This is a genomic window from Alteromonas sp. G4i35 (assembly GCF_054960375.1).
This window is the reverse complement of record NZ_JBHNZD010000005.1, coordinates 34,061-60,491: the sequence shown is the minus strand read 5'-3', so window position 1 is coordinate 60,491 and position 26,431 is coordinate 34,061. Positions and strand designations below refer to the sequence as shown.

18 protein-coding genes are annotated in these 26,431 nt (G+C 44.3%); 9 read left to right on the top strand and 9 right to left on the bottom strand.

The features are described 5' to 3' along the window. The first annotated feature begins 78 nt into the window (after positions 1–78). The gene (locus tag ACFI6L_RS04120) at positions 79–2,397 is read left to right on the top strand and encodes a phytase (RefSeq protein ID WP_462573477.1); all 2,319 of its coding nucleotides are present in this window, start codon (positions 79–81) and stop codon (positions 2,395–2,397) included. Between the two features lie 190 nt (positions 2,398–2,587). Here the strand turns inward: ACFI6L_RS04120 and ACFI6L_RS04115 are convergent, their stop codons facing one another. The 3 genes from ACFI6L_RS04115 to ACFI6L_RS04105 form a co-directional block, all read right to left on the bottom strand. Beyond that, a complete protein-coding gene (locus ACFI6L_RS04115) occupies positions 2,588–3,007 on the bottom strand; it encodes a CBS domain-containing protein (protein WP_014998106.1) in 420 nt (139 codons plus the stop codon). 179 nt (positions 3,008–3,186) lie between these two features. Beyond that, the gene (locus ACFI6L_RS04110) at positions 3,187–4,251 is read right to left on the bottom strand and encodes an isoaspartyl peptidase/L-asparaginase family protein (protein WP_462573476.1); all 1,065 of its coding nucleotides are present in this window, start codon (positions 4,249–4,251) and stop codon (positions 3,187–3,189) included. Between the two features lie 133 nt (positions 4,252–4,384). Beyond that, a complete protein-coding gene (locus ACFI6L_RS04105) occupies positions 4,385–8,104 on the bottom strand; it encodes an ATP-binding protein (protein ID WP_462573475.1) in 3,720 nt (1,239 codons plus the stop codon). Between the two features lie 240 nt (positions 8,105–8,344). Here ACFI6L_RS04105 and sbcB point away from each other — a divergent pair, with 240 nt between their 5' ends. Both sbcB and ACFI6L_RS04095 read left to right on the top strand, forming a co-directional pair. Next, on the top strand, positions 8,345–9,775 hold the full coding sequence (gene sbcB, locus ACFI6L_RS04100; RefSeq protein WP_462573474.1) for an exodeoxyribonuclease I: 1,431 nt from the start codon (positions 8,345–8,347) through the stop codon (positions 9,773–9,775). A gap of 127 nt (positions 9,776–9,902) precedes the next feature. After that, entirely contained in the window at positions 9,903–11,558 is a 1,656-nt protein-coding gene (locus tag ACFI6L_RS04095; RefSeq protein WP_462573473.1) for a FapA family protein, read from the top strand. Positions 11,559–11,577: 19 nt separating this feature from the next. Here ACFI6L_RS04095 and ACFI6L_RS04090 read toward each other — a convergent pair whose 3' ends face one another. The 4 genes from ACFI6L_RS04090 to ACFI6L_RS04075 form a co-directional block, all read right to left on the bottom strand. Next, a complete protein-coding gene (locus ACFI6L_RS04090) occupies positions 11,578–12,981 on the bottom strand; it encodes a diguanylate cyclase (protein WP_462573513.1) in 1,404 nt (467 codons plus the stop codon). A 132-nt stretch (positions 12,982–13,113) separates the two neighbouring features. Continuing rightward, complete coding sequence (kynU, locus tag ACFI6L_RS04085; protein ID WP_462573472.1) at positions 13,114–14,349, bottom strand: kynureninase; 1,236 nt, start codon at positions 14,347–14,349, stop codon at positions 13,114–13,116. After that, positions 14,339–15,331 carry an alpha/beta hydrolase family protein gene (locus ACFI6L_RS04080; RefSeq protein WP_462573470.1) on the bottom strand — a complete coding sequence of 331 codons (993 nt, stop codon included), beginning with the start codon at positions 15,329–15,331 and terminating at the stop codon, positions 14,339–14,341. Before ACFI6L_RS04080 ends, kynU begins: the two co-directional genes overlap by 11 nt. Before the next feature lie 94 nt (positions 15,332–15,425). Further along, complete coding sequence (locus tag ACFI6L_RS04075; RefSeq protein ID WP_462573469.1) at positions 15,426–16,601, bottom strand: thiolase family protein; 1,176 nt, start codon at positions 16,599–16,601, stop codon at positions 15,426–15,428. 352 nt (positions 16,602–16,953) lie between these two features. On the opposite strand from ACFI6L_RS04075, the gene ACFI6L_RS04070 reads away from it, so the two are divergent. The 6 genes from ACFI6L_RS04070 (at position 16,954) to ACFI6L_RS04045 (ending at position 24,091) form a co-directional block, all read left to right on the top strand. Continuing rightward, on the top strand, positions 16,954–17,361 hold the full coding sequence (locus tag ACFI6L_RS04070) for a MerR family transcriptional regulator (RefSeq protein WP_014949161.1): 408 nt from the start codon (positions 16,954–16,956) through the stop codon (positions 17,359–17,361). Next, positions 17,358–18,527, top strand: coding sequence for an isovaleryl-CoA dehydrogenase (locus ACFI6L_RS04065; protein WP_014998097.1), 1,170 nt, complete (start codon positions 17,358–17,360; stop codon positions 18,525–18,527). The genes ACFI6L_RS04070 and ACFI6L_RS04065 overlap by 4 nt, the downstream gene beginning before the upstream one ends. A gap of 241 nt (positions 18,528–18,768) precedes the next feature. Next, entirely contained in the window at positions 18,769–20,376 is a 1,608-nt protein-coding gene (locus ACFI6L_RS04060) for a carboxyl transferase domain-containing protein (protein WP_462573468.1), read from the top strand. Positions 20,377–20,387: 11 nt separating this feature from the next. Further along, on the top strand, positions 20,388–21,188 hold the full coding sequence (locus tag ACFI6L_RS04055; RefSeq protein ID WP_462573467.1) for an enoyl-CoA hydratase/isomerase family protein: 801 nt from the start codon (positions 20,388–20,390) through the stop codon (positions 21,186–21,188). Continuing rightward, positions 21,178–23,190, top strand: a complete 2,013-nt coding sequence (locus ACFI6L_RS04050; RefSeq protein WP_462573466.1) for an acetyl/propionyl/methylcrotonyl-CoA carboxylase subunit alpha — start codon at positions 21,178–21,180, stop codon at positions 23,188–23,190. Before ACFI6L_RS04055 ends, ACFI6L_RS04050 begins: the two co-directional genes overlap by 11 nt. 4 nt (positions 23,191–23,194) lie before the next feature. Next, positions 23,195–24,091, top strand: coding sequence for a hydroxymethylglutaryl-CoA lyase (locus ACFI6L_RS04045; protein WP_462573465.1), 897 nt, complete (start codon positions 23,195–23,197; stop codon positions 24,089–24,091). 116 nt (positions 24,092–24,207) lie between these two features. Here the strand turns inward: ACFI6L_RS04045 and ACFI6L_RS04040 are convergent, their stop codons facing one another. Together ACFI6L_RS04040 and ACFI6L_RS04035 are read right to left on the bottom strand one after the other, a co-directional pair. Continuing rightward, positions 24,208–25,362, bottom strand: coding sequence for an MFS transporter (locus ACFI6L_RS04040; RefSeq protein WP_462573464.1), 1,155 nt, complete (start codon positions 25,360–25,362; stop codon positions 24,208–24,210). Positions 25,363–25,436: 74 nt separating this feature from the next. Beyond that, the gene (locus tag ACFI6L_RS04035) at positions 25,437–25,970 is read right to left on the bottom strand and encodes an SRPBCC family protein (RefSeq protein WP_462573463.1); all 534 of its coding nucleotides are present in this window, start codon (positions 25,968–25,970) and stop codon (positions 25,437–25,439) included. Positions 25,971–26,431: the final 461 nt, after the last annotated feature.

Genomic DNA, 26,431 nt, shown 5'->3' with positions numbered 1-26,431 from the left:
TTAATAATCTGTAGGCCATGCTTTAGTCAATGCGCCATGCATGGTTTGATCTCAGTAAGATTCAGGACAATAACAACAATGACCAATCAGCGTCACACCAAAACAGTTTTTAAAACCACATTTACCACAGCGGCACTTTCGAGCGCACTCTTGACGTTGTTCGGTTGCGCAGCCAATCACGATACTAATACCAGCACAGATACCAGTGCGAATATCAAGTTAGCGCACAGCGAAAGCCAGCTAGTAAAAGCAGAAAGCCAAGACATCACATTACCGCTGACAAAGCTAAAAAATGGTCTAAGTCTGACTCTGCACTACCAAACGCACGCCGACCATTCTAACACCAAAAGCGCTTACAAAGACGCTTACAAAGACACCAATGCTAACAACACTAGCAAGGACGCCCGCGCCAACAACAAACATAAAGCTTACGATGACACCCACGCTATCAACATTAATGTTAACGAACATAAGGGTATTTCACTAAGCAACTCTGAAGGAAAAAAACACTTCATTGCGGGACATTACACCTTAGCAAATGCTGAAGTTGTGGAGTCTAATTCAAAACAATGGGTGTCTTTAGTAGTGTTCAATAACAACACCCAGTACATAGAGGTGTATCGCATTAACGCCGCGTCTCTTGAGGTTGGTCAACCGCAAACCCAGTTGACCAAAGGTTCTGAAGCCATTTGTGCTACAACATCAAGCGCTGGCGAACTGCACATTATTAATATCGATGCGACAGGCACACTGAATCAGTATGAATTTCATGACGGGCGCTTTTTATCGCTTAGAGACTTTGCGATAGGTCCAGGCATTAAAAGTTGCGCGATAAATGCCAACACCGAAACGCTATACCTTGCTGACGAATTTGCCGGTGTGTGGCAATTAGCCACCGATATTGAAAGTGAGCTAGCAAAAACCCTTATTTTTCACGATCAAGATGTTGCCATTGAAGGTGTAGCCACCCTATCTTCAACGACGGTAGATGGCGTGGATATCGCTGCCTGGGTGAGTCCGGATGCCAGCGGGGTATGGCTTAAAACGCCATGTCTTACGCAATTTGTCTCGCTAATGAATACTGCGAACGAAAGTAACTCAGCAGATCGCCAGTTGAAAGCAACCAACAAGTCTACTTTTATTCAGCCTGAATTTGTTCACCTGTTGTTAAGTGAAGAAGGCACACACATTTCTTTTGTTGTTGACGATGACGAATCAGGCGACATGTTTACTGCCGAGCTTCCTTCAAAACTAAGCGCAGCTATACTTAATCGACAATGCAGTACCGATTTTAAAGCTACCTCGCTAAAAGAAAATTACATGGAGAAGGCTTATACAGATAACAGAGCGTCCCAACATGCAAACCTAACTATCAAGGTTAAACCCGATGTTGAAACTGACCCAGTGGAAAATCATGGCGACGCCGCTGACGACCCTGCCATTTGGGTTAACTCGCACAGCGCTTCACAAAGCCGCATAATCGGCACCGACAAAAAAGGCGCGTTAAATAGCTATGACTTAGCCGGCAAGCTAGTGCAAAGCCTTCCTGTTGGCAGAGTGAATAACGTTGATGTGGGATACAATGTGTCTATGGCACAAATCAAAGCACAGCAAAGCGATACGCCACTTATCGATATCGCAGTGGCATCAAACCGGTCGAATAACAGTTTGTCTGTATTTGAAATAGATAAACGCGGCCATATGACTCAGCTTGGCCACATAAGCACTACACTCAATGATATATACGGCATGTGTCTGTTTGTGTCAGGCGGAATAGCTCATGTATTTGCTAACGACACCAGTGGCCGCTTCGAACGATATAGCGTGTCTATCGCCCCAGACAAAACTATTGATGGACATTTAACACAGTCCTTTTCACTGCCCTCACAGCCAGAAGGATGTGTTGTGGATACTAAAACGAGAACTGCCTACCTAGGTGAGGAAGGTGCTGGGATTTGGGCCTTGGATATTACTTCAAACAGCAATCAGCCTCAGTTCATCGCTGAGATAGAAGCCCCGGTAGAAGCTGATGTAGAAGGTTTGGCTCTGTTTAATGTAGATGCACAAACTTACCTAATCGCATCTAGTCAGGGTAATAACAGCTATGCTATCTATCACGTACACCCTGAAAATTCTGAAGTCTTGGAACTTATGGGGCTTGTTCAAATTACGGCAGATAAAGCCGCGCAAATTGACGGCGTGTCTGAAACAGATGGGCTTGATGTAACCAACGCTAACTTGGGAGGAAGGTTCACCGAAGGGCTTTGGGTAGTACAAGATGGAAGAAACGTCATGCCTAGCGAGACCCAAAACTTTAAGCTAGTTGCTGGTGCCTCACTTAAGAATGCGATCAGAAAATTAGCGAACGCCAAGCGTAAACGCCACTCAGACATGTAACGAATAATTCGAAAAGTAAATAAAAAGGAGGCGTTAAGCTAGTCAACGCCTCCTCCCCGGTATATGAAAAATACATAGTGCCGCACTAGCTTCTAGCCCTTCTAACCCAGCGCCGCATCTTCATTCATTACGCTACCTGCAGCACTAAATCCTACCAAGCTAAATTACAGTGCGTTAGCTCAACCAACGTCTAGCCCGCGCGTCGGTATCCATCGTTTAATTGAACATCAATAGCGCGCAGCACGGCCGTTCGGTTAATACAGCCTAGAAGCACCCCATCATCATCAACAATGGGGTAAACTCGTGGCTTTTCCTTTAACAACAACTGCGCAAGCTCTATTACCGACATATAAGGTTTGATAGACAATACTGGGGTTTTCATAATTTCCCCCACTCTACAAATTTGCTCACGGTAATAACTTGACGCAATCATTTGAGCAATACAATCTTGCTCGGACAAAAAGCCCACTACTCTTCCTTTGCTGTCGAGTACCGGACCGCCACTCTGCCCACTGGCTAACAGCACTTCGACGGCCTGCGCAACGGGCATATCGACATTAAGCTTCACTGGGTGAGTATTCATATAATCACTGACTTGCAACGATTCCATTTTCAATTCTCCAGCCGTGGCGCCTAATGTGACCGATACTGCAATTTATTTGGCGTTACGGCACTTCAATTATTTTTAACCACATGTGAAAGCAGTATTCCCCCACACTTTAAGATTAGACGTTACGTTGAATACAAGCCAGCATATTTAACATTAAACTAACAAATATTTTTTGGCTGTTAGTCTTTGTAAATTGCCACTTTCACTTCACCATTTATGTCGATGCTAGCTCGGTACATACCCGCAGAATTAAACGGCATTGCTACATTACCCTTTGCGTCAATAGCTATCACGCCGCCATCGCCACCAGCTTTCACTAGAACGTCGTTCACTACTGTATTCGCAGCATCGCTTAAGCTTAACCCCTGATACTTCATGCGTGCGCAAATATCAGCTGCAACGTTGTATCGAATAAAGTACTCGCCATGCCCTGTAGCTGATACTGCACAGCTCTCATTATCGGCATAAGTACCAGCACCGATCACAGGCGAATCACCAATACGTCCATAACGCTTGGCGGTCATACCGCCGGTTGATGTTCCCGCAACAATGTTACCATTACTGTCTAACACTACAGCGCCAACCGTACCGAAACGTTCGTTACCTTCCTGTGAACCGTAGCCGTTAGAGGCTTGCTCCATGCGTGCTTTCGCTTTATCTAGCGCTTGCTTGCGAAATTCAGTATCAAAAACAGCGTTGTCCACTTGCTCAAGACCATGTTCTTTTGCGTATTCTTCAGCACCTTTCCCAGAAAGCATAACGTGTGGAGATTCATTCATTACCAACAACGCTGCCTCAATGGGGCTTCTGATTGTTTTTACCCCTGCAACTGCTCCTGCATTTTTATTGCCGCCGTGCATGATGGACGCATCAAGCTCGTGTTCACCGTCGAAGGTATATACCGCACCTATGCCGGCATTAAACAATGGTGAGCTTTCTAAAATTTTAATGGTTTCCACCACTGCAACCTCTCCTTTTTCACCTTCCTTCAATAAGGCATACCCGTGTTGCACCGCTTCGGTTAACACCCTTTTGTAGTTTGCTTCTTTCTCTGGTGTCATCATTGATTTCAAAATGGTGCCGGCACCACCGTGAATAGCAATAGCAACACGTGGTTTCTCTTGAACGGTATCAGTCGCTAATGCAGCGTTACTCGTAAGGGCTAAGGAAGTTGCTAGCGCCCCTAACGCACAAAGTGTGTGGCGAACCTTTTTTGACGGGTGAAAAAATTGAGATGGCTTCAATGACTTTACTCCTAATTGCTGTAAAAAATGAGCGTTATCTTTCCGATATCTTGCGCTACAAGTAACGGTTCTTTCGGCTCATTTGAATGCATTTTTGTATGACGCTAGCCGTAAGATGACACAAATAGAAATGCTAGGCTACGTCAAGAAGTTCTAGAAATGTAGTAAGGTCTTCTTTGATGGAGGGCAAAAGTGCATCAGCCTCTTGCCATTTTTTCGTTTTTGATAATTCCCACAAACTTTCAAAGTCCCGTTGTAACTGAACTGCACCAATGTCTGCAGACATTCCTTTAAGCTTCAAAGAAAGTACCTGAGCTTTCTCGAAGTCGCGGTTATCTACGGCATGTTGCAACAGTTTGAGCTTGTCAGGTGCACTTTTCGAGTACAGTTCACAAACGCGAGAAAATAGTGCTTTATCCCCCATAATTCGTGCAATAGCATCATCTTTTTCCCAACATCCATCTAATCTCTCAGCACTAAACGAGTCGGCGCCTTTATTTGTTCCTTCTTGATTCACTCTGGCCTTATCTGTGTTTAAAACGGTTGAGGAAGCTATCGTAGAGGGCGAGTAAGTGACAGGGGAAGGCCAACCTCGTTCCATTTCTTTTGTGATGGCGTTTAGCATACTATCAACCAGTGGTGCCTTTTTATCGTCGTCATTATGAGTCTCGTGTTCGCCTTGCTCTGCAGCAGCTATACGCGTTACCTGATGCACTAACCATTGCTTCACCTTGGGTATAAGCACTTCAGCCATAACAGGCTTCGTTGCGAAATCATCCATACCCGCCGCTAGACATTTCTCTTTTTCACCGAGCATGGCATTAGCTGTCATGGCAATTATAGGAACGTCTTTGTGTAATAATCCTGCTTTGCCTTCGCGAATAGCTTGGGTGGCGTCGTACCCGTTCATATTGGGCATCTGACAATCCATAAGTATGCTATGAATTCGTCGACCTTTGCTTTCACATTTGGCCAAAAAGGCTATCACCTCCTCACCATCACTACAGGTAAATAAATTAACAGGTAAGCCTTCAAGAACGCCTTTCGCTACCTCTCTGTTAATCATATTGTCATCGACTATCAATAGATTGGCGTTTTCGATAGAAAACTGCTGTTCTGTGTCGTCTTCGACACCTGTTTCATCTGAAGCAGTCTTTGTTTTTCTTTGATCAAATGAGATATCTGAGGGGGTTAATGTATATCCTGAAAGTGCAGCATCTATTCCCTGTTGCACTATGGCAAAGCTCGATCTAAACAATGGTTTAGGCAAATAAAGTGGCACTACGTGATTGAATTTAAAGGGGGTGCCTTCTAATTTCTGAAGAATATAAACCACGGGCATTGAACCCGCATTTTTACTCGCCGTTTGCGTTTGCCAAATATCGTCTAGGTTATCAATGAGCGGGCTGGCTTCATCCACAATTATCGCATTAAACTGTGCCCAGTTTATTCCATCAAATCCAGATTGCCCGTCTAACACTTGAGGCTCAGCGCCAACATGCAAAGCTAAACTACAAATATTTTCTTCTAATGGTGGATAATTTGCAGAGACGCCTATGCTCACACCGTTAAGAAGCACACTTTCGTTTTCCATCGCCATTTTATATTCAAAAGTGATATCAGAGGTGGTTACGGGAAGTGTGATAAAAAATGAGAACGTACTGCCAACACTGATTTCAGAATTGAAAGTAATATCCCCACCCATAAGCTGGCTCAACTGCTTGCAAATCGACAGGCCCAGACCCGTTCCGCCATATTGTGTTGCTACCGAAGAATCTGCTTGAGTAAATGCAGTAAACAGTTTGGGCTGGTTCTCTTTTGCTATTCCCACACCGGTATCTGAAACGCTGAAATGAAGCTGTTGCGTGCCCTCATCTACATCACCTATCGACACTTGCAGCTTTATATGACCTTTTTCAGTGAATTTAATCGCATTATTTAACAAATTACTGATGATTTGGTTAATTCGATGTGGGTCTGAATTTATTTCAACAGGCGGAAGGCCTGTTGTATCAACCAGTAGCTGTAGCCCTTTGGCTGCAGCCTTTACTGCAAAAACTTTGGCGATAGACTCAATGAGCGCTAAAGGGTCGAAGTACTGGTTATTTATCTCGAGTTTACCGGCTTCAATCTTAGACAAATCAAGGACATCATTAATCAAAACACTCAGGTTGTTACAGCTAATTTCCATCATAGAAACAAGCTGTTCGGCCTTTTCATTAAGTGGCTGACGTTTAAGTAGCGCCAACGACCCCATTACTCCATTTAATGGTGTTCGCATTTCGTGGCTAATGTTGGAAATAAACGAACTTTTCACGCGACTTGCTTTGCGCGCCTCTTGCGTTGCCTCGACCAGCTCTTTGGTTCTGCTTACCACTTTCTCTTCAAGTTTAAGGTTTACCCTTTCAATGGCATCTTTGGCTTTTCGCTCATCGGTTACATCGCGAATAACAACCGCAACGCCGGAGAACTGTGACTGCTCCCCCCAAATGGTAGATGCAGTGATAAGTAACGTGTGCTCTTCGTTGTCCTCACTTAAGTAAGGGGTTGTAAAGGTAACTTGCTTTCCACCTTTATTCAGTACGGTTTCTAATCCTAATAATGAGAGCTGTTCAAATGATGAATAATGGTGATTAATAATAAGTTGGCTTGGAATCCCGAAAAGCGCCTCCGCCGCCATATTCCAGCTTTTTACTACACCTGTAGAGTCAACGCTAAAAATGGCGTCTTTAGATATGGCAATAATGGCAACGGACTCACCACGCACCTTAGCCAGCTCGATGTTTTTACTATTACTTCGGTGAAAGAACAGTAAAACACTGACAAAGATTAACGACACAATGCCTATTACGCTATAAACGCTAATTCTCTTCTCATTAATAAGTGCATTGACTTCAGATTGAGACAACGAAGTATGAAGAAAAAATGGCGAAGTTTTATGATTCCCATTTATGGTAAAAGCCCGTGTGACAGTGTACAACGCTTCATTAGACTCTGCTGCCAGGCTTATTTTGGCTTGTCCTGCTTTTACGGGGCGGTTAAATTCGCTTGCCCAGTTTACTGAAGGGTTTAAGTCTCTTGAAAATGATTTATTACTGTCTGGATGGATCACAAAGAACCCTTCGCTATCAGTAATAAAGAGTATCTGCTTTCCAATTAACGCCTGTTCCATTTGAGACAAAAGAAACTGTGCGTTTACATTCATTATGATAAAACCATAACGGTCGCCTGAGTCATTAAAAATAGGAAGAGACAGGCGAATGACACTTTTATAGGGAAACTCGAGTTGCCCATACTCACGATTTAGGTTGATATCAGAAATGTAAAACTCGCCTTTGTTGCGCTTTATACTTTCTTTAAAGTAGTTTCTCGCCGACTTTGGTTGCAAGTCGATATCATCTACTATAGAAACGCTCCCTCCATCCCTTTCCACTCGAATAAACTCATTCCCCTGTTCATTAGCTTTTATTACCCGCAGCTGCTCAACCTCTTCATTATTCTCTATAAACGCCACAAAAATGGTTTGTAAACGCTGTTTCCACTGTAACAATGTCGTGCCGTCTTTAGGGTCGACATTATCATTTTCAGTTGCACGAACGATGCCGCTTATTGGAGGAGTTTGGTGTAAAAAATTAAGCGCATTTATATAAGTTCGCACTTGGGTGCCTGCTGCGTTTTCTGCACTGACCGCACTTTCTTCGAGTGCCGCAAAAGTTTGTGCTTCTGCCGTAGCCTTAATGTTACTTTCAAAAAGCCCCACCACCAGCACAACGAGCACAGTTGCAAGCACTAAGGCTAACCCTAAAGTGTTTTTAGCTTCATTGATGGAAGAGCAAGGTTTGAAGAGCGACAAGCAGCTAATATCCGTATAAATTTTGATAACTTAAAGCTAGTCACCATTCAAAAAATGTGCAAGTTTCAGGCTTTGTATTATTCGCAGACATAAGAAAGCTTAGATGATAATTACTGATATCGTTCTGCTTTCATTAAGTCGACATCCCTATTCGCTGCTCATAATAACACCAGCATTTGGTATTCAATTTCTCGCGGTGTACACTGCCCTCAATATTTCTCTAACAACGCAATAGTGGTTATGCACGCACCTACATTTTTGTGGCACGATTTTGAAACATTTGGCACCAGTCCACAAAAAGATCTTCCTTGCCAATTCGCCGCAGTAAGAACAGATATGGACTTAAATGTGGTTGGCAAACCGATCAATATTATGAGCGCCATTGCTAATGATTATTTGCCACACCCTGAAGCCTGTTTAGTCACAGGAATTACGCCTCAGCAAACCATTAGGGACGGTTCAAACGAAGCAGACTTTGCAGCGCGGATCTATCAAGAAATGTCGACGCCGAACACATGTAGCGTGGGCTTTAATAGTATCCGATTTGACGATGAGGTTTCGCGTTATCTATTTTACCGCAACTTTTATGACCCCTATTCACGCGAGTGGAGAAATGGCAATAGTCGCTGGGATATTATTGATTTGGCGCGTGCTTGCTACGCACTGAGACCTGAAGGTATCAATTGGCCGCGCCGAGAAGATGGTGCGCCAAGTTTTAAACTTGAAGCGCTAACGGCAGCTAATAATATTGGTCATGATAACGCTCACGATGCGTTAAGTGATGTGTACGCCACTATCGCGCTTGCTAAACTGATAAAAGAAAAGCAGCCGCGCCTATTCGATTATGCATTGTCATTACGCAGCAAGCACACCGTTATGCAGCAAATCGATACCAGCAAACCTTCTGTGTTGCTTCATATCTCGTCTAAGTTACCCGCTTCCCAAGGATGCTGTACTTGGGTAATGCCTGTGGCAAAACACCCAACTAATAACAACGCCTTTATCGCTGTTGATTTGTCGCATAACATCGACAGTTTAGTGAATGACACGCCAGAAGAGATAAGAACTGCGCTCTACGCCCCGTCAGATACATTTGACGATGCAGCAGAGAGACCAGGGCTTAAACTCATTCATGTAAACCGCTCGCCCTTTATCACCACTGCTAAAGCCATGACTGAAGAGAACGCCGAACGGTTAGGCCTGAATCGCGAGCGCTGTTTAGACAATTACAAAGCGCTTGCTTCACTGCCCGAACTCGCTAGCAAACTAGTCAGTGTTTTTGATGAAGAGATCCAAAGTAGCGAACAAGATATTGATCACGCCTTATACAGTGGCGGGTTTCTTAATGACGAGGACAGAAGGTGGTGTGAGAGCGTAATAAACGCTCAGCCAGATGAGTTAGCGACATTGGGTGATAAAACTCAGCACGAAGGACTTAAAAAGCAATTGTTCCGTTACCGAGCTAGAAATTTCCCCAACACGCTAACAGCAGATGAAATGACAAGATGGCAATATCATCGCCAGGCTCGCCTGACCGACCCTGCCTTTCATGGCTCGATTACTCTGGAAACCTATATGATGAGGTTAGAATCACTGGCTCACGAGCATAGCGACAACCCTGAGAAACAGGCCATATTACGTGCTCTTTACCAATATGCCGAAAACCTTTGACGAGCGTTTTAGAACGCCTTAAATTAATAGCTGTAAAAAAATAGACAGGCCGATAAAAGTCAACGTCAAGTAATCGATAGATGCCGCCGATAAAAAGAATACACGTGCGCAAGGGAATAAAGATGTTATGAATGGCGTAACAATAAGCTTCGATAAATCAAGAACCTATATCAACTTACAGCTAAATCCTTCTGAATTTACTTCAGAAGTTGATAGTAGGGAAATAAGAAAGCAATTAGAAAGCGGTGAAACTAAGCGTCTCTATGTTTCTGAAAAAGCCCTTAAGTCGGCCTGTGATACAGCGAATCATTACTTTAAAACCAGTGATAGTACCGTTGTTCAAGAGCGTATTGGCGAGCGCAAAAACGCTGAAATTGAATTCCGTATCCCTGAAGATGGGATGCAGGCAAGTCTAATTCTAACTACGCCTTATGGCGGTAAACTCCCCACGCTTGGCACCATCAAATCTCTTGCGGTAAAAAACAGAATCGTTCGCGGATTAAGTACCAAAGTCATTGAATCTATGCTTAATCAAGCGAGACAATCCCCCCCTGGTGCGGTGCTTGAGCGAATTGTCGCTAAAGGCTTGCCAGCGAGAAATGGCAAAAATTCTAAATTTGTTCCTCTTGTTCCAAACGCGCTTGAAAGAGTGTTGAAACCTCAAACCGGTGATGGTGAGCGTGTTGACATGCGTAACCTAGGCGAAGTTATATGCGTCAAAGTAAATACACCAGTATTGAGAAGAACTGAGCCAACAAAAGGGCGTTCTGGCTTTGACATCAAAGGAAATAAAATACCCGCTGTAGCTGGGGAGTGGGTAAATTTCAAAATGGGAAGCGGTACCGTTGTATCAGACAGCGATGCCAACTTGTTAATGTCAGCAATTTCTGGAATGCCCAAATATCGCGACCAGATAATGAATATTGACGACACCTTCATCTGTAGCGGCGTTAACGTTGGCTCTGGGCACGTAAACTACGAAGGCGCAGTACTCGTTAACGGCGACGTTACAGAAAAGATGCAGATCAAAGCAGCCGGTGATGTAACTATTAACGGTTTTGTCGAGTCGGCTTACATAGAGTCAGGCGGTGACATTATTATCACTGAAGGTGCAATGGGTAAAGTTAACGACACCCATGGTGAGTTTCAATGTAAATTAGTCGCAGCTGGCAGCATTCATGTGCAGCACGGTCAAGGCATAGATATTCAATGTAGCGGCAATATTACGGTTGGTCGCCAATTGGCTTATAGTCGTTTACGTTGCGGCGGTGCGGTGATTGTGGGGCAAATTGATAAACCCATGGGGAATCTTTTTGCGTGCGACATTATCAGCCAGGATCGTGTTGAAGCGGGCACATTAGGTGCGGTTTCAGGTAGCACATTAAAAGTCGATTTTAGCCCTGGTTTTAATCAACTATTAGAGCGCAAAGACTCTTTAGATGAACTTTTGAAGCAAATTCGTGAAAATAACCTGAAGCACAAAGAAAAGATAAACCTTATTCAGAGTAAAAAAGTGCCCAAGGAATTGCAGCGTAAAGTAGCCGAGGCATTAGAGCTTTTCAATAACGAAAGTGCTTTGCTAGAGTGGCTTGAAAATAAAGCTAACGACGTTAAAGCAGCGAAAGAAAACTATCAGTCTGACATTAAACTTATAGCAAATAAGCGCCTTTACCCTGGTGTATCGGCTAAGCTCAACAATCGGAACTGGCGCTCTGAACGAGAGTATGACAGAGCGCAGATTCGTTACGATTCACACCAGTGGCACTACGACCCGCTGATTTAGCTTAGCTGACCTTGTGAAATTACTGTGCCACCGAGACATTGCCATACCCTTGGCGTTTTGACTGGTACAGCGCTTTCATCGTACGTTCAAACCACTCGGTGAATTCTTCGGACTCCCTCAGCTCAGACAAGCCCATCGCGGTTTTAAAGTTGGTAACAATAGTGTGGTGGGTAGATGTGCATTCTAAGAGCCTGTCAGCAAGTGTTTTAGCTGCCTTTAATTCTGTTTGAGGGCACAAGATAATAAATTGTTCGCCGCTAAAACGAGATACAACATCAACTTCTCTCACCGTATTCAAACAATTTGTTGCCACAGCTTTTAGTGCCTCTTCCCTGGCTGCCGGCTCAATTGCATCTCTATCTTCGCTCACTGGAATCAATTCGATTACGATTAATGAAGCCGTAGTATGGAATCGATGGAAACGAGAGATTTCTTCTTCTGCCCTCTGAATCATATGATTGCGGTTATAAAGCCCAGTGACGGTATCGTGAGCGGATAAAAAGGCGAGGGTTTTGTTTTTTTCTAACAGCGTCGCTTGAAGCGCACCTATTTCATCATTTTTCTGATTAATTATACGCTTATAGCCACCCACATTACGATTTCTCAGTATAAAGAGTAGGAAGATTAAAATTACGATGATTGTGCTTAAAATCATAACCGAATAATTACGGCTATAGCGAACCTGAACGTTATTCCACTGCTTATAAATTTCAACCTTACGCGTTTCTGGAATACGCTCAATCGCGAAATTAAGCTTATCGACTAAGTGACCGTAAGACTTATTCACACCAAAGGCTAGAGAGTCGAAGGGCTCAGCATAGCCAACAATATTTAAGTCTTTTAACTTTAAATTATTGATGTGCATGTTGACGCTCATAAGTGAGCCCACCATCACATCAAACTCATCATTCGCCAATTGTTTAAGCCCTTCTTCTTCAGAAGGAATGAGCTTCAGACGCAACCCGGGGTAATGACGGGAAATATATTCAACCTGGCGATAACCTTGAACAATACCTACAGTCCGGTTACCCACACCTGAATAACCTTGAAGCATTGGCATTCCTGCCTTGGCCACTAACACGTTGGGCGCTTCAAAATAAGGCACGCTAAAGTCGAGAAACTGTTTGCGATAATCGGAAGTATTGAGCATTGGGATAACTTGGCATTTCCCCTGCTGAACATACTCCAGGCTTTGTTGCCAACTCTCGGTTGGAACAAGGGTAAACGTTAACTCAGATATTTCAGAAATGAGCTGCATATACTGTGCAGAGATACCTACGTGAATACCATTTCTGATTGCCTCGTAAGGCGCCCAGTTAGGATCTATACAGTATGTTACGTCGTTAGATTGTTCAGATGCTGCTTTATGTTCAGCTTCTGCTTGTAGGAACGCGCTAGAACAACTCGCTCCTACAAACAACACTGTGCAAAGCAGATATTTTCTTATTTTTTTCAACTGCACACCCAAAACATGTGAAGATATCGATGACAACCGCGAAGTATTAAGCGTAAATAGAGAAAAAGCAATTATTTAGCTGATAATCTTGCTTTTCTTCTAGGTAACACTCTGCTTTTGTTGAAATTCTACGTTTTCATAACGTTTGTCAGTCATAATTTCCGCCAGACTTGAGACCGCTTTTTCGATATCGGCAAAACTCAAATACAACGGGGCAAACCCTATTCGAAGAATATTAGGTGCACGAAAGTCTGCTATGACACCTTCAACAATCCATGCTTGGCAGATGGCATAAGCATCATCATGAGCGAAAGCCACCTGACTGCCTCGATTGTCGATGTTAGGGCTGACTATGGAAAACTTTTCAAGAAGGCCTGCGCGTTTGGCTTCTGCAACAAAAAACGCTTGTAGTTTTTTAGATTTTTCATCAATCGCTTTAAGTGACACATCTTCAAAAACATCCAGTGCCGCATCTAGTATACTCATACCGATGATTCCTGGTGTACCGCACAAATTTTGCTTCACTGAGTTATCACCAGCGTAGTCTGGCGAAAACGAAAAAGGCGAACTATGCCCCATCCACCCCGATAAAGGTTGTTGATATTGTGCTTGATGCCTTTTGGCAACGTAGATAAACGCTGGCGCGCCTGGACCACCATTTAAATACTTGTACGTACAACCAACCGCAAAATCCACATTGCATGCATCGAGACTGACGGGAAATGCCCCTGCGCTGTGCGCTAAGTCCCATAAAGTTAAAATGCCCTTTTGATGGGCCTGCTCGGTAACGGTTTGCATATCGAGCTTGTTACCGCTTCTGAAATTTACCTGTGTTAGCATCAACACGGCAATATCATCAGTTAGCTGTGACCCAATACATGCCTCATCAACATAGCGAATACTGTAATCACTACCAAGTAAGTCAAGCAAGCCTTGCACCATATATATGTCGGTAGGAAAATTATCGCGGGTAGTCGCTATCACCTTTCGACTGGGGTGCATTTTTAACGCCGCACTTAATACTTTAAATAAATTAATAGAAATGGAATCACAGCAAATAACCTGGCCACTTTTAGCGCCGATCAGACCGCCAATTTTATCGCCCACTATTTGAGGAAGGTGGATCCACTGATGTTTATTCCAGCTTGTGATGAGCCCCTGCCCCCACTGATTATTTACCACTTCGTCTGCACGCTGCTTAGCTTGCTTAGGTAAAGGTCCTAAAGAGTTGCCGTCTAAATAAACTGTGTTGTCAGGAAGCAAAAACTCTTGTGCCTTGTTGCGAAGTGGATCTTTCAAATCCAGTTGCTGAGCTGAAAAAACCTTATTCATCATGTTCACTAATAACCTCAAGTAAAGCATCAAACGATGTTGATTCCGGGTGGAGCCAGTCAAAATGGCCACCGTTTATTATTATTTTTTTACTGGCACCGATTAACTCAGCATGACGCGCTGGTACTATATTATCTGCATCGCCTTGGAGAAGCGTAACCGGCATTGTACTGAGTTCAGGGTTTGGCGTAGCGCTTTGGTACTTAGCGGGAAGTTCTTCTGGCGTGCCATTCATAAATCTTGCAGTAGCCGACTGACAACTATTATGACCCCGCGCGTAGGTTTGAATATCGGTAATTGCCCCTATTCCAATGACGCGTTTAAGATTAGTGCGCGTTAGATTCAATGAAGACGATGATAAGCGCTGTGCTGCCAGAAGCGCTAAATGGCCGCCAGCAGAATGGCCTACAATGAAAATACTTATATACCGCCCTTCTTTCTCAATTCGTTTTAGGGCTGTATTAATTGCCTGTGTTATGTCGTCCAAACTACCAGGCCAACCACCACCTTCATCGCCTACGCGCCGGTACTCAGGTACATAGACCCCCATTCCTAGCTCAGCCAACGCCTGATACATCCCTTTCGCATGTTCGTAGCCGTAGGCATTAAGCCAACATCCGCCATGTATAAAAATTATCGCCTTATCTGCATACATTTCGTTGTCAGACGAACGTCCATGCCAGGTATAAACCGTTTGTAGTGCGTCATTACCGTAAATAAATTGCTCATCTGCTTCGCTGGTTGGCAAGTCTCCCAGCGCAGAGTAAGGCACCTGACTTTTCGTCCGTCGGTTATTTATGGGTTGCTCAGTGTTGGTGTTGGTGTTGGTGTTGGTGTTGGTGTTGGTATGGGTGAGAGTGTGGGTGTCATCGTTAAAGGTGTTTACTAACAACGATGAGCCAGCTTGAGCCTTAGCAACAAGCGGTAGTGTGAATAACGCTAACACTAGTGTTGTGGTGTAGATAAGGTAAATAACGGTCTTCATGCTTTAGTATTTTTGTGCATATTGAACCACAGAGCGCAACCAATGTGATTACGCTCCGTGATTAAATATTTTACATGTTAGCCACCATCGTGGCTTAAAGCATTTCAACAGCTAGTGCCACACCTTCACCGCCGCCGATACATAGAGATGCAATACCTTTGCGCCCCCCGCGTTGCTTAAGCGCATGAAGTAGAGTTACTAATATACGCGCACCCGATGCACCAATTGGGTGACCCAATGCACAAGCGCCACCCTTTACATTCACCTTACTTTCATCAAGTCCAAGCTTTTTGATTGCCAGCATAGTAACCATAGCGAACGCTTCGTTGATTTCAAAGAGGTCGACTTCTTCTTTCGTCCAACCTGCTTTTTCCAACACTTTCTCCATTGCACCTACAGGCGCAACGGTGAAGTTTTCAGGCTCGATAGAGTTTGTGGCATGAGCGACAACCCTTGCCAACGGTGCTAGTCCAAGCTCTTTTGCTTTCGTTTCACTCATTACAACCAATGCCGCTGCACCGTCAGAGATTGAACTTGAATTCGCAGCCGTGACCGTACCGTCTTTTTTGAAAGCCGGTCTTAATGTAGGAATTTTTTCAGGGCGAGCGGAACTCGGGCCTTCATCAGTATCAACAACAGTATCGCCCTTACGAGAAGAAACTGTAACAGGTACAATTTCATCATTAAATGTGCCACTGTTAATCGCTTCGTGTGCTTTTGATAACGAGCTCAATGCAAACTCATCCATTTCACCGCGAGATATGTTCTCTTCGTCAGCAGTATCCTGCGCAAAACAGCCCATCGCTTTGCCGTCATAGGCATTTTCCAGACCGTCTAGCATCATATGATCAAGTACTTGACCATGGCCCATACGATATCCCGTTCTAGCTTTAGGCAACATATATGGCGCATTACTCATGCTTTCCATTCCGCCTGCCACTACTGCTGTCGCACTGCCTGCTTTAATTAAATCGTGGGCCATCATTACCGCTTTTAAGCCCGAGCCACATACTTTGTTGATAGTAGTCACCCCCGCACTTAGCGGAAGCCCAGCACCCAGCGACGCCTGACGCGCGGGTGATTGACCAAGCCCTGCAGGTAACACACACCCCATAATGACTTCGTCTATGACAGAGACATCCATCTCTTCACAGGCTGCTTTAATCGCAACTTCTCCAAGTTTGGTCGCAGCAAGCGAAGACAAATTACCGTTGAAACCGCCCATTGGTGTGCGCTTAGCCGCGACAATAACTACTGATTCGTTACTCATAACCGTGCCCTTAAAATTTATTTAAATTATAGAGTTAAGTGAAGAAAGCTACGTAGATGTATACAAAAGTAAACACCCCTAACAGCTACAACGTCTTGCCTTCACCATGAAAAATTGACGTTAGCAAAATGTTACTTTACCTTAACGTAAAATGTAATTAACGTTAACGTAAACCTGTACTAAGTATGTGTCAACCAAACACTACGTTTTAATATAGCGGTATATAAAACCATCTACCTTAAAACGATAGTGCTATTGCAATAACACACAACCTACTACTGAGAATTTAATTACAAAGACACCCACGTTAAAACTAGGGTGTTAAACAGCGCTGAAATACAAGGTACGTGTAATGAGCAAGTACGACGACGAAACAACATATGCAATAGGCGAACTCGCTCGAGAGTTTGACATTACTCCTCGTTCAATTCGTTTTTACGAAGAACAAGGCCTAATGTCACCGTCAAGAACGGGACAGAATCGCGTTTATCTGAACAAAGATAGAGTGCGCTTAAAGCTAATCTTGCGAGGAAAACGACTTGGATTTTCCCTTGCTGAAGTCAAAACACTGTTCGACATGTACGACACTAACCCCAATTCGGCTATTCAGTTAGAAGCCATGCTTGAAATGACTGAACAAAAAAGAGCGGTGCTTAAACAGCAGCTAGAAGATATCCAGATGTTAATGACTGAACTGGATGATGTTGAAGCACGTTGCCGTGAAGAACTCGCAGAACTCAAACGAGGAAATATCGCATGAACACCTCCTACCCTACTTTAAATTTTGGACTTGGCGAAGACATCGAGATGTTACGTGATCAGGTCTATCAATTTGCACAAAATGAGATTGCTCCTCTAGCTGAACAAGCAGACGCAGATAACCAATTCCCGAACCAATTGTGGAAAAAACTTGGCGATATGGGCCTATTAGGCGTTACTGTTTCAGAGCAATACGGTGGCTCTGATATGGGCTACCTTGCGCATACTATCGCGATGGAAGAAGTTAGCCGTGCATCAGGTGGTATCGGTTTGAGCTATGGCGCACATTCGAATCTTTGTGTTAACCAGATCTTCAAAAACGGTAACGATGCCCAGCGTGAAAAGTACCTGCCTAAGTTAGTAAGCGGTGAACACATTGGTGCACTGGCAATGAGCGAGCCCAATGCAGGTTCGGACGTTGTTAGTATGAAGTTGAAAGCTGAAAAACGCGGCGACAAATACATCCTAAACGGCAATAAGATGTGGATCACAAACGGTCCTGATGCACATACCTTTGTTATCTACGCGAAGACCGACCCTAACGCGGGTCCACGAGGGATCACAGCGTTTATCGTAGAACGCGACTTCCCTGGCTTTAGCCGCGCACAGAAACTCGACAAACTTGGTATGCGCTCTTCTAATACCTGTGAATTAGTATTCGAAGATTGCGAAGTACCAGCTGAGAACATTCTTGGCAAAGAAGGCGAAGGCGTTCGCGTACTTATGAGCGGCCTAGATTATGAGCGCCTTGTTTTGTCAGGTGGCCCGCTAGGCATTATGCAATCGTGCATGGATATCGTAGTACCTTACATTCACGACCGTCAGCAGTTTGGCCAATCAATTGGTCAATTTCAGCTAGTACAAGGCAAAGTAGCTGACATGTATACCCAAATGAATGCTGCACGGGCGTATGTATACACTGTTGCACAATCATGCGATCGCGGTGAAACAACGCGAAAAGATGCGGCTGGCGCTATCCTTTATTCAGCGGAACTAGCAACCAAAATGGCGCTGGATGCTATTCAGCTGCTTGGCGGTAATGGCTACATTAACGAATACCCGACGGGACGCTTATTACGTGATGCCAAGCTTTATGAAATTGGCGCGGGAACGTCTGAAATTCGCCGCATGCTTATAGGCCGCGAGCTATTTAACGAATCTAAATAATGTGGGTTTGAGGGTGGAAAGCAGCGTCTTTTAAGACACGAAAAATCAGAAGCTCGTGTTTTTACAGAACTATGCAAGACCTCCACCCTAGACCGTATTACGTAGATTTACGAAAGCTGAACTAGTAACAGGCTAATGAATTACAAAGACACCCATCTCAGCGAACCCGCTCAGCATGGGTGTCTTGCTAACTAGTGGTTAACGCGACAGCCGTCGCCTATGCCCAACACAAGGAGGGGTTATGCCCGTTCTTCGCTCAAATATAAATACGAAATCTGAAACATTTATCGCAAATGCCGAACACATGCAGGCTCAGGTAAATGATCTCCTCGAAAAAATCGAACAAATTTGCCAAGGTGGCGGTGAAAAAGCAGCTGAGCGCCACGTATCTCGAGGAAAACTTCTACCTCGCGATCGAATCAACGCACTGATTGACCCAGACACTCCCTTTCTGGAAATAGGCCAACTGGCCGCGTGGGAAGTGTATGAAGACTATGTACCTTGTGCTGGGGTAGTTGCCGGTATAGGTATTGTTGCTGGCATCGAGTGTATGATTGTAGCTAATGACGCCACTGTGAAAGGTGGGACGTACTACCCTCTTACTGTGAAAAAGCACCTTCGCGCTCAGACCATCGCAGAGCAAAATAACCTACCTTGTATTTACTTAGTAGATTCAGGTGGCGCTAACTTGCCCCGTCAAGATGACGTATTCCCAGACAGAGAGCACTTTGGTCGCATCTTTTTTAATCAAGCGAATATGTCTGCTAAGAATATCCCTCAAATTGCGGTAGTAATGGGTTCCTGTACAGCCGGTGGTGCTTATGTTCCCGCCATGGCTGATGAAAGCATTATCGTTAAAGAACAAGCGACTATTTTTCTAGGCGGCCCACCGCTTGTTAAAGCTGCAACAGGTGAAGTAGTTACCGCAGAAGAGCTTGGCGGTGGTGACGTTCATACTCGAATTTCGGGTGTTGCCGACCATCTCGCTAACAACGACCACCACGCCCTCTCACTAGCGCGTAATGCTGTCTCCAGACTAAACAGAAAGAAGCCAGAATGCCTGGAAGTGGCCGAGGTAAAACCTCCACGCTACGACACCAAAGAAATATACGGCATTGTGCCTGCTGATAGTCGTCAGACATACGATGTAAGAGAAATCATTGCGCGTATTGTGGATGATTCAGATTTTGATGAATTCAAACCGCTTTACGGCACAACCTTGGTTTGTGGTTTTGCGCGCATTTTCGGTTTCCCTGTAGGCATTGTGGCTAACAACGGCATACTTTTCGGTGAAAGCGCGCTCAAAGGTGCGCATTTTGTCGAACTATGCGCCATGCGAAAAATCCCTCTCGTATTTTTGCAAAACATCACAGGCTTTATGGTCGGTAAGCAATACGAGCACGGCGGTATCGCAAAACACGGTGCAAAAATGGTAACCGCTGTAGCATGTGCGAATGTACCAAAGCTCACAGTCCTTATCGGCGGCAGTTTCGGTGCAGGTAACTACGGCATGTGCGGCAGAGCCTATGACCCACGCTTCCTTTTCATGTGGCCAAACGCTCGAATCTCTGTAATGGGTGGTGAACAAGCTGCTGGCGTTCTCGCTCAGGTTAAGCGCGACCAAAAAGAGCGCTCAGGCGAGTCATGGTCGCAAGAAGAAGAAAAAGCATTTAAACAACCTGTCATCGACACTTACGAAAAACAAGGGCATCCATACTATGCGTCTGCAAGGCTTTGGGATGATGGTGTTATTGACCCTGCAGATACTCGATTAGTGCTTGGCCTATCGCTTTCAGCGACACTTAACAAGCCTATCGAAGACACCCAATTTGGCATATTTAGAATGTAGGAGTGCAGGTAATGGAACAATCAGTTATTTACAGCGTAGATGAAAGAAACATTGCCACTGTTACTTTAAACAGAGCTGAAAAACATAATGCCTTTGACGACGAAATGATAAACGAGCTTACTCGCGTTTTTAAAAAAGCGGGGGAAGACGCAAACGTTCGCGCGCTAATTTTACGAGCGGAAGGCAAAAGTTTCAGTGCAGGGGCCGATCTTAACTGGATGAAGAAAATGGCCAGTTATACCGAAGCGCAAAATGAAAGTGATGCACTTGCATTAGCAACCATGCTGCAGACGCTTTATAAAATGCCGAAGCCCACAATAGCAAGAGTACAAGGCGCAGCTTTTGGCGGTGCTGTTGGTTTAATTGCATGCTGCGATATTGCTATTGGAAGCAAGCTCAGTAAATTTTGCTTAAGTGAAGTTAAAATTGGCCTTATTCCAGCAACTATCAGCCCTTATGTGGTAGAAGCAATGGGCGCACGAGTATGCCGACGCTACTTCCAGACCGCTGAAGTATTTTCTGCGCGTAGAGCAAGACGACTTGGACTTTTAAGCGAATCAGTAACAGAAGACGAACTCGATAGCACTATTGACGCCATTTTATCTAACATACTGAAAAACGGCCCCCAAGCAGTGGCGAAAGCAAAAGACTTAGTGCAATGGGTGTCTACGCAAGAAATTAACGATGCCCTTCTCACAAAGACGAGCAAACTTATCGCACAAGTTAGGACATCTGAAGAAGGTCAAGAAGGTCTGTCAGCCTTTTTAGAAAAGCGCAGTGCTTCATGGGCGGAGGTTAAGAATGATAAATAAATTACTAATTGCAAACCGTGGTGAAATAGCATGCCGCGTTATAAAGACAGCCAACGCTCAAGGTATAAAGACGGTCGCCGTCTACTCTGACGCCGACAAAAATGCCCTTCATGTACAAATGGCTGATGAAGCTGTTTATCTGGGGCCATCTCCATCGAAGGAAAGTTATCTACGAGGCGAGTTGATCATTGAGAAAGCGAAGCAGCTTGGTGTAGACGCTATTCACCCAGGCTATGGCTTTCTCTCAGAAAATGCTGAGTTTGCGAATCTATGCGCCAAAAACAATATTATCTTCGTAGGACCACCAGCATCTGCAATTGAAGCGATGGGGTCTAAGTCTGCCGCCAAACACATTATGGAAAAAGCAGGTGTTCCTTTGGTCCCGGGCTATCACGGCGACGATCAAAGTGAAGCGGTATTAAAAGGTGCTGCCGATGAAATGGGCTACCCTGTGCTATTAAAAGCCGCTGCTGGCGGTGGCGGTAAGGGCATGCGCCAAGTGTGGAGTGAAAAAGAGTTTTCTCAAGCATTAAACGCAGCCAAACGTGAATCTATGGCGAGCTTTGGTGACGACCACATGCTGGTTGAAAAGTACCTGACGCGTCCTCGTCACGTTGAAATTCAAGTTTTCTGTGACACCCATGGTAACGGCGTATACCTTTTTGAACGTGACTGTTCGGTTCAACGCCGACACCAAAAGATTATTGAAGAAGCCCCTGCCCCCAATATGTCTCAGTCAGTGAGAGAAAAAATGGGTGAAGCGGCTATACTCGCGGCGAAAGCCATTAACTATGTAGGTGCGGGAACGGTTGAGTTTTTACTTGATGAAGACGATTCGTTTTACTTCATGGAAATGAATACACGCTTGCAAGTAGAACATCCTGTGACGGAAATGATCACCCGTGAGGACTTGGTTCACTGGCAATTAACTATTGCCGAAGGAAAGCCCCTTCCTAAACAACAAAATGAACTCACCTTAACAGGCCACGCATTCGAAGCGCGCATTTATGCCGAAGATCCAAACAACGAGTTTCTACCTTCTACCGGCACACTGTGCCTTTTACGCACGCCAAAAGAAAACGACGTAGTTCGCGTTGATACAGGCGTTGTTGAAGGTGATGAGGTAAGCGTTTTTTACGACCCTATGATTGCCAAGCTTGTGGTTTGGGGAGAGAACCGTGAGATAGCGCTCAAGCGCCTAATTAGTGCATTGGGTGACTACTATATTGACGGTGTAAGCACAAATATCGACTTCTTAAAGCGTGTCGCTACCCACCCAGCATTTGTTACTGCTGAGCTAACAACTACATTTGTAGAGAAACACCATGATTCGTTGTTTAGCGCGATAAGTGAGGATACAGCTAGCGATGAAATCCAAGCTAGCCTTCCTGCGATGGCATTACTTTCTCTTTTAAATAGAAAAGTTTCCACAAGTAATAAGACCCCATCTGTGTGGTCAACTGCAGGTGCATGGCGCGCTAACGCAAATCATACAGAAACTCTTACATTGCTTTCCAACCAAGACGAAGTGCATGTTGAGGTTAAGCACCTCTCAGCGGAACATGCCTGGGAACTAACTATAGGCGAAAAAACTTATAAAGTAGACGGCAACCTTGTTGATAGCACTTTGCAAGCAACAATTGATGGGTATAAGTCGACATTTTCGTTTTCAGACAATGATGGTGTGTTCACACTCTTCAACAAAGATACCCATGCTAAGTTCAGCGTAATCTCAGCGTCTCTTGGTGATGATAACGATGATAGTGGCGACGCTAATTTCAGTGCTCCGATGAACGGAACCATAGTGGCGCATTTGGTCGAGAAAGGAGTACAGGTCAAAAAAGGCGAGCCCATATTGGTTATGGAAGCGATGAAAATGGAGCACAGTATCATTGCACCGCACGATGGTTCAGTGGAAGAGTTCTTTTTCAATCCCGGTGAATTAGTTGACGGTGGCGCCATACTTTTAGCATTTTCAGCGAAAGAGACTTCAGAGGTCTAATGTAATGTTTCCACAAGAAGTAAGTATCGTTGAAGTTGGTCCGCGAGACGGTCTTCAAAATGAAAAACAGGCGTTAAGTGCTGCGCAGAAAATCGAGCTGATTAACCTCCTTTCAAATACTGGGGTTCAGCGAATAGAAGCCGGTAGCTTTGTGTCACCCAAGTGGGTGCCACAAATGGCGAACTCTGATGAGGTTTTTAAGGCGCTCAACCCAAATAAAAACATACACTATTCTGCGTTGACCCCTAACCTTAAGGGTTTGGAAGCAGCTATAGAAGCGGGTGTGAAGGAGGTTGCAGTATTTGGCGCAGCCTCTGAATCTTTTTCACAAAAGAACATCAATTGCTCTATAAGTGAAAGCTTGAAGCGCTTTGAAGCTGTGTTTGACATGGCCAATAAAAGCAATATCAAAGTTAGAGGCTATGTGTCTTGCGTGATGGGTTGCCCCTATGAAGGTGATATCGCACCTGAAGCCGTAACCCGAGTAAGTAAAGAGCTGTTGGACATGGGGTGTTACGAAGTATCCTTGGGCGATACTATCGGCGTAGGCACACCAATGTCTACAAAACTGCTATTAGATGACGTCTTAAAAGAAATTGATGTCAGCAAAGTTGCCGCCCATTTCCATGACACTTATGGACAAGCGCTGGTGAACTTATACACTGCCCTTGGATATGGCATTTCAACCATTGATTCGGCTGTTGCTGGACTTGGAGGCTGCCCGTATGCCAAAGGAGCAAGTGGCAATGTTGCTACGGAAGATGTGCTATATATGTTAGACGGCATGGGGATTACCACAGGTATCAACATGGAGAAATTACTAGTGGCCTCTGCGTACATCTCTGACGTTTTAGGGCGCCCTCCAGTATCAAAGGCTGCGAACGCCCTACTGGCCAAATAATAATTGACGGAATGGGTAGATGTGAACGCATCTACCCTCTTTTATTGAACAGTGCACCAATAGAACGCGAATAGCTAAGAAAACGCCAGCCTTGGTTTATTTGGAGATTACCCCGGTCACTTTTCGTCAGGCAAAATAACGGTAGTCGCTACGGCCAGCAGAAGCATACCCGCCATAATATATACAACCGAAAACGATAAAGCAGGCGCCAAAGGAGCATAAAGCGCTCCAAATGCTAATAAAATTATCCCGATAGCCGTATTAGAAAAGCCTACAAGTTCGGTTCTGTCATGCCCCTCTTTAACATCTAAGCTGTAAGTTTTTCTGCCCGTTCTCACACCAGCGTGGGCCACAGATAATACGAAAAATAAAAGCGCTGAGGTAACGATTGAGGGTGTTTGCCAAAACAATAGGCCAACACAAGCGCCTAGTGCTAACAAGCCCGACAATCGAAGCGTTAGCTTTGCGCTTTTATCAGCGATCTTGCCCCAAATAATTGATGAAAGTAGTGCAGCAGTCGCCTCTGCGCCAATATAAATAGGTAATAGCTCTTTTACGTCTCCATTTCTTTCAATCATAAAATAAGGGGCTACCAATGCAGAGTGTACAAATAACCCTCTAACAAAAATGAATTTGTATATAGTGGTGTCGAAATTTATGCTAAACGTATTCTCTGAACTACTTTCTACTTCCACCCTTGTCTTGATTGGCCATACGCATATCAAGGTTAAAATAAACGCCAGCATACTCGCGCACAGTACAACTAACAGGATATTAGAAGTGAGAGCACCGTCATAAATTACAAGTGGTATAGCGATGACAAGTGTAACCACACCGGAAACCGTAGAGGCGACTCCGATTAAGTTACCTCGCTCCCCTTTTTTGGCTACATCGGCCTCCATATCTTTTACTGTTAACGAACAAGCAGAGCGTCCAAGGCTCAATAAAACCAGCGAGGCAAGAACTAGTATTCCCGCTATGAAGCCAGAAAATAAAATGACCGAAAGTAGCATGCCAACCACTGAAAAAACTTGTGTGATCATGCCGATGCGCCAAACGATGTGCCGCTGTGCATGCTTTCTTAAATAAATACTAATAAGTACTTGAGGAAGAAGTGCGCCCGACTCTCTTATAGGTACTAACCAACCTATCATCCAAACCGGAGCACCTACACTTACGAGAAGTGCTGTTAACGTTGTTTTTGCTGAGATTAAAAGGTCAGCAAGCTTATTTAGCGACAAGCCTGCAATAAGTAGTTTTTTTTGTTTCATAGACGATTGAAGCACCGCAATTTATTGAGCTTTTTACGGTGCTTTCATTTGATCAGATCGGAAAAGTTTGTGCGCTATCCACCATTTTCAACAAGCGTTTTAAGGTTTTCTAGTCCCATCTCAAAATCAGGACCGATCATGCTGTCCATCATCAAAGCAAAATATTTGTTAATGGGGTTATTGTCTACCGCCCCTTCATCTCGCCAAGTTACAACAGACCCGTTTGTTGTGGATTCTATTTCTACAACACCCGACGAGCCCATATCGAAATCGGGAAAATATAAACGATAAGCAACTCGTTTATTGTGCTCTAATTGCGTGATCTCCATTTCGCCATTTCCCTCGGTCTCACTTAACCATTCAGAACGCATACCGATTGCTCTATCAGGTCCTGAGTAGTCAAGTTTCATGTTGGGGTCGCGCTTAAACCATACTCCCCATTTTTTCCACTCTTTTAAATCGACGATGAAGGGATATATTTCTGATGGCTGTGCATCAATAGTAATTGTTCTTTCAACGCTGTAGTCTTTTGGAATAAAAAAGCTTGCCACTATAAATAGTACAATAACGACACCAACAACCATTAAAAGTTTTTTCAATGCTCCCATCTGCGACTCCATAATCAAATTGACCACTCAAATATAACATTTAATTAACATTTGTCACTTAAAGTTCTTTCGCTTTCGATCGTAGCATTGACGTTAGATAGCCAACCATCCCATCATGTTCACGGAAATTGATAACATTTTTAGCAAGACACTTTAGCGTTATGGCACTAGCGTTATGGCACTGCACATTGGCTTAGCTTGCTTTGCTGAAGGCTTTTATCAACTAGCCGTAGGCAACGGGCACATTTTGTAAGTTACCTGACCAGCTTATGCACAACGCAAACTCAATAAGTAGTAAAGCAACTTTCCAGAATGCTATCAAAAAGTGTTTTTGAAAAATGTCTGTTTAGTGAAACTTTCATAAGTGCATTGGGCACCTTGCTAAGGGGTTTACTCAAGCGTCTCTTTCGTACTTAAAAACCCCTGAGTAAAGCTTGAGAGCATGTCTTTCTTATAGAGAA

Bases quoted from the DNA above. Each gene is read 5' to 3' on its own strand.
- ACFI6L_RS04120 (WP_462573477.1), top strand. From the start codon at position 79: ATGACCAATCAGCGTCACACCAAAACAGTTTTTAAAACCACATTTACC.
- ACFI6L_RS04115 (WP_014998106.1), bottom strand. From the start codon at position 3,007: ATGGAATCGTTGCAAGTCAGTGATTATATGAATACTCACCCAGTGAAG.
- sbcB (WP_462573474.1), top strand. From the start codon at position 8,345: ATGCACGCACCTACATTTTTGTGGCACGATTTTGAAACATTTGGCACC.
- ACFI6L_RS04095 (WP_462573473.1), top strand. From the start codon at position 9,903: ATGAATGGCGTAACAATAAGCTTCGATAAATCAAGAACCTATATCAAC.
- kynU (WP_462573472.1), bottom strand. From the start codon at position 14,349: ATGATGAATAAGGTTTTTTCAGCTCAGCAACTGGATTTGAAAGATCCA.
- ACFI6L_RS04080 (WP_462573470.1), bottom strand. From the start codon at position 15,331: ATGAAGACCGTTATTTACCTTATCTACACCACAACACTAGTGTTAGCG.
- ACFI6L_RS04075 (WP_462573469.1), bottom strand. From the start codon at position 16,601: ATGAGTAACGAATCAGTAGTTATTGTCGCGGCTAAGCGCACACCAATG.
- ACFI6L_RS04070 (WP_014949161.1), top strand. From the start codon at position 16,954: ATGAGCAAGTACGACGACGAAACAACATATGCAATAGGCGAACTCGCT.
- ACFI6L_RS04065 (WP_014998097.1), top strand. From the start codon at position 17,358: ATGAACACCTCCTACCCTACTTTAAATTTTGGACTTGGCGAAGACATC.
- ACFI6L_RS04060 (WP_462573468.1), top strand. From the start codon at position 18,769: ATGCCCGTTCTTCGCTCAAATATAAATACGAAATCTGAAACATTTATC.
- ACFI6L_RS04055 (WP_462573467.1), top strand. From the start codon at position 20,388: ATGGAACAATCAGTTATTTACAGCGTAGATGAAAGAAACATTGCCACT.
- ACFI6L_RS04050 (WP_462573466.1), top strand. From the start codon at position 21,178: ATGATAAATAAATTACTAATTGCAAACCGTGGTGAAATAGCATGCCGC.
- ACFI6L_RS04045 (WP_462573465.1), top strand. From the start codon at position 23,195: ATGTTTCCACAAGAAGTAAGTATCGTTGAAGTTGGTCCGCGAGACGGT.
- ACFI6L_RS04040 (WP_462573464.1), bottom strand. From the start codon at position 25,362: ATGAAACAAAAAAAACTACTTATTGCAGGCTTGTCGCTAAATAAGCTT.
- ACFI6L_RS04035 (WP_462573463.1), bottom strand. From the start codon at position 25,970: ATGGGAGCATTGAAAAAACTTTTAATGGTTGTTGGTGTCGTTATTGTA.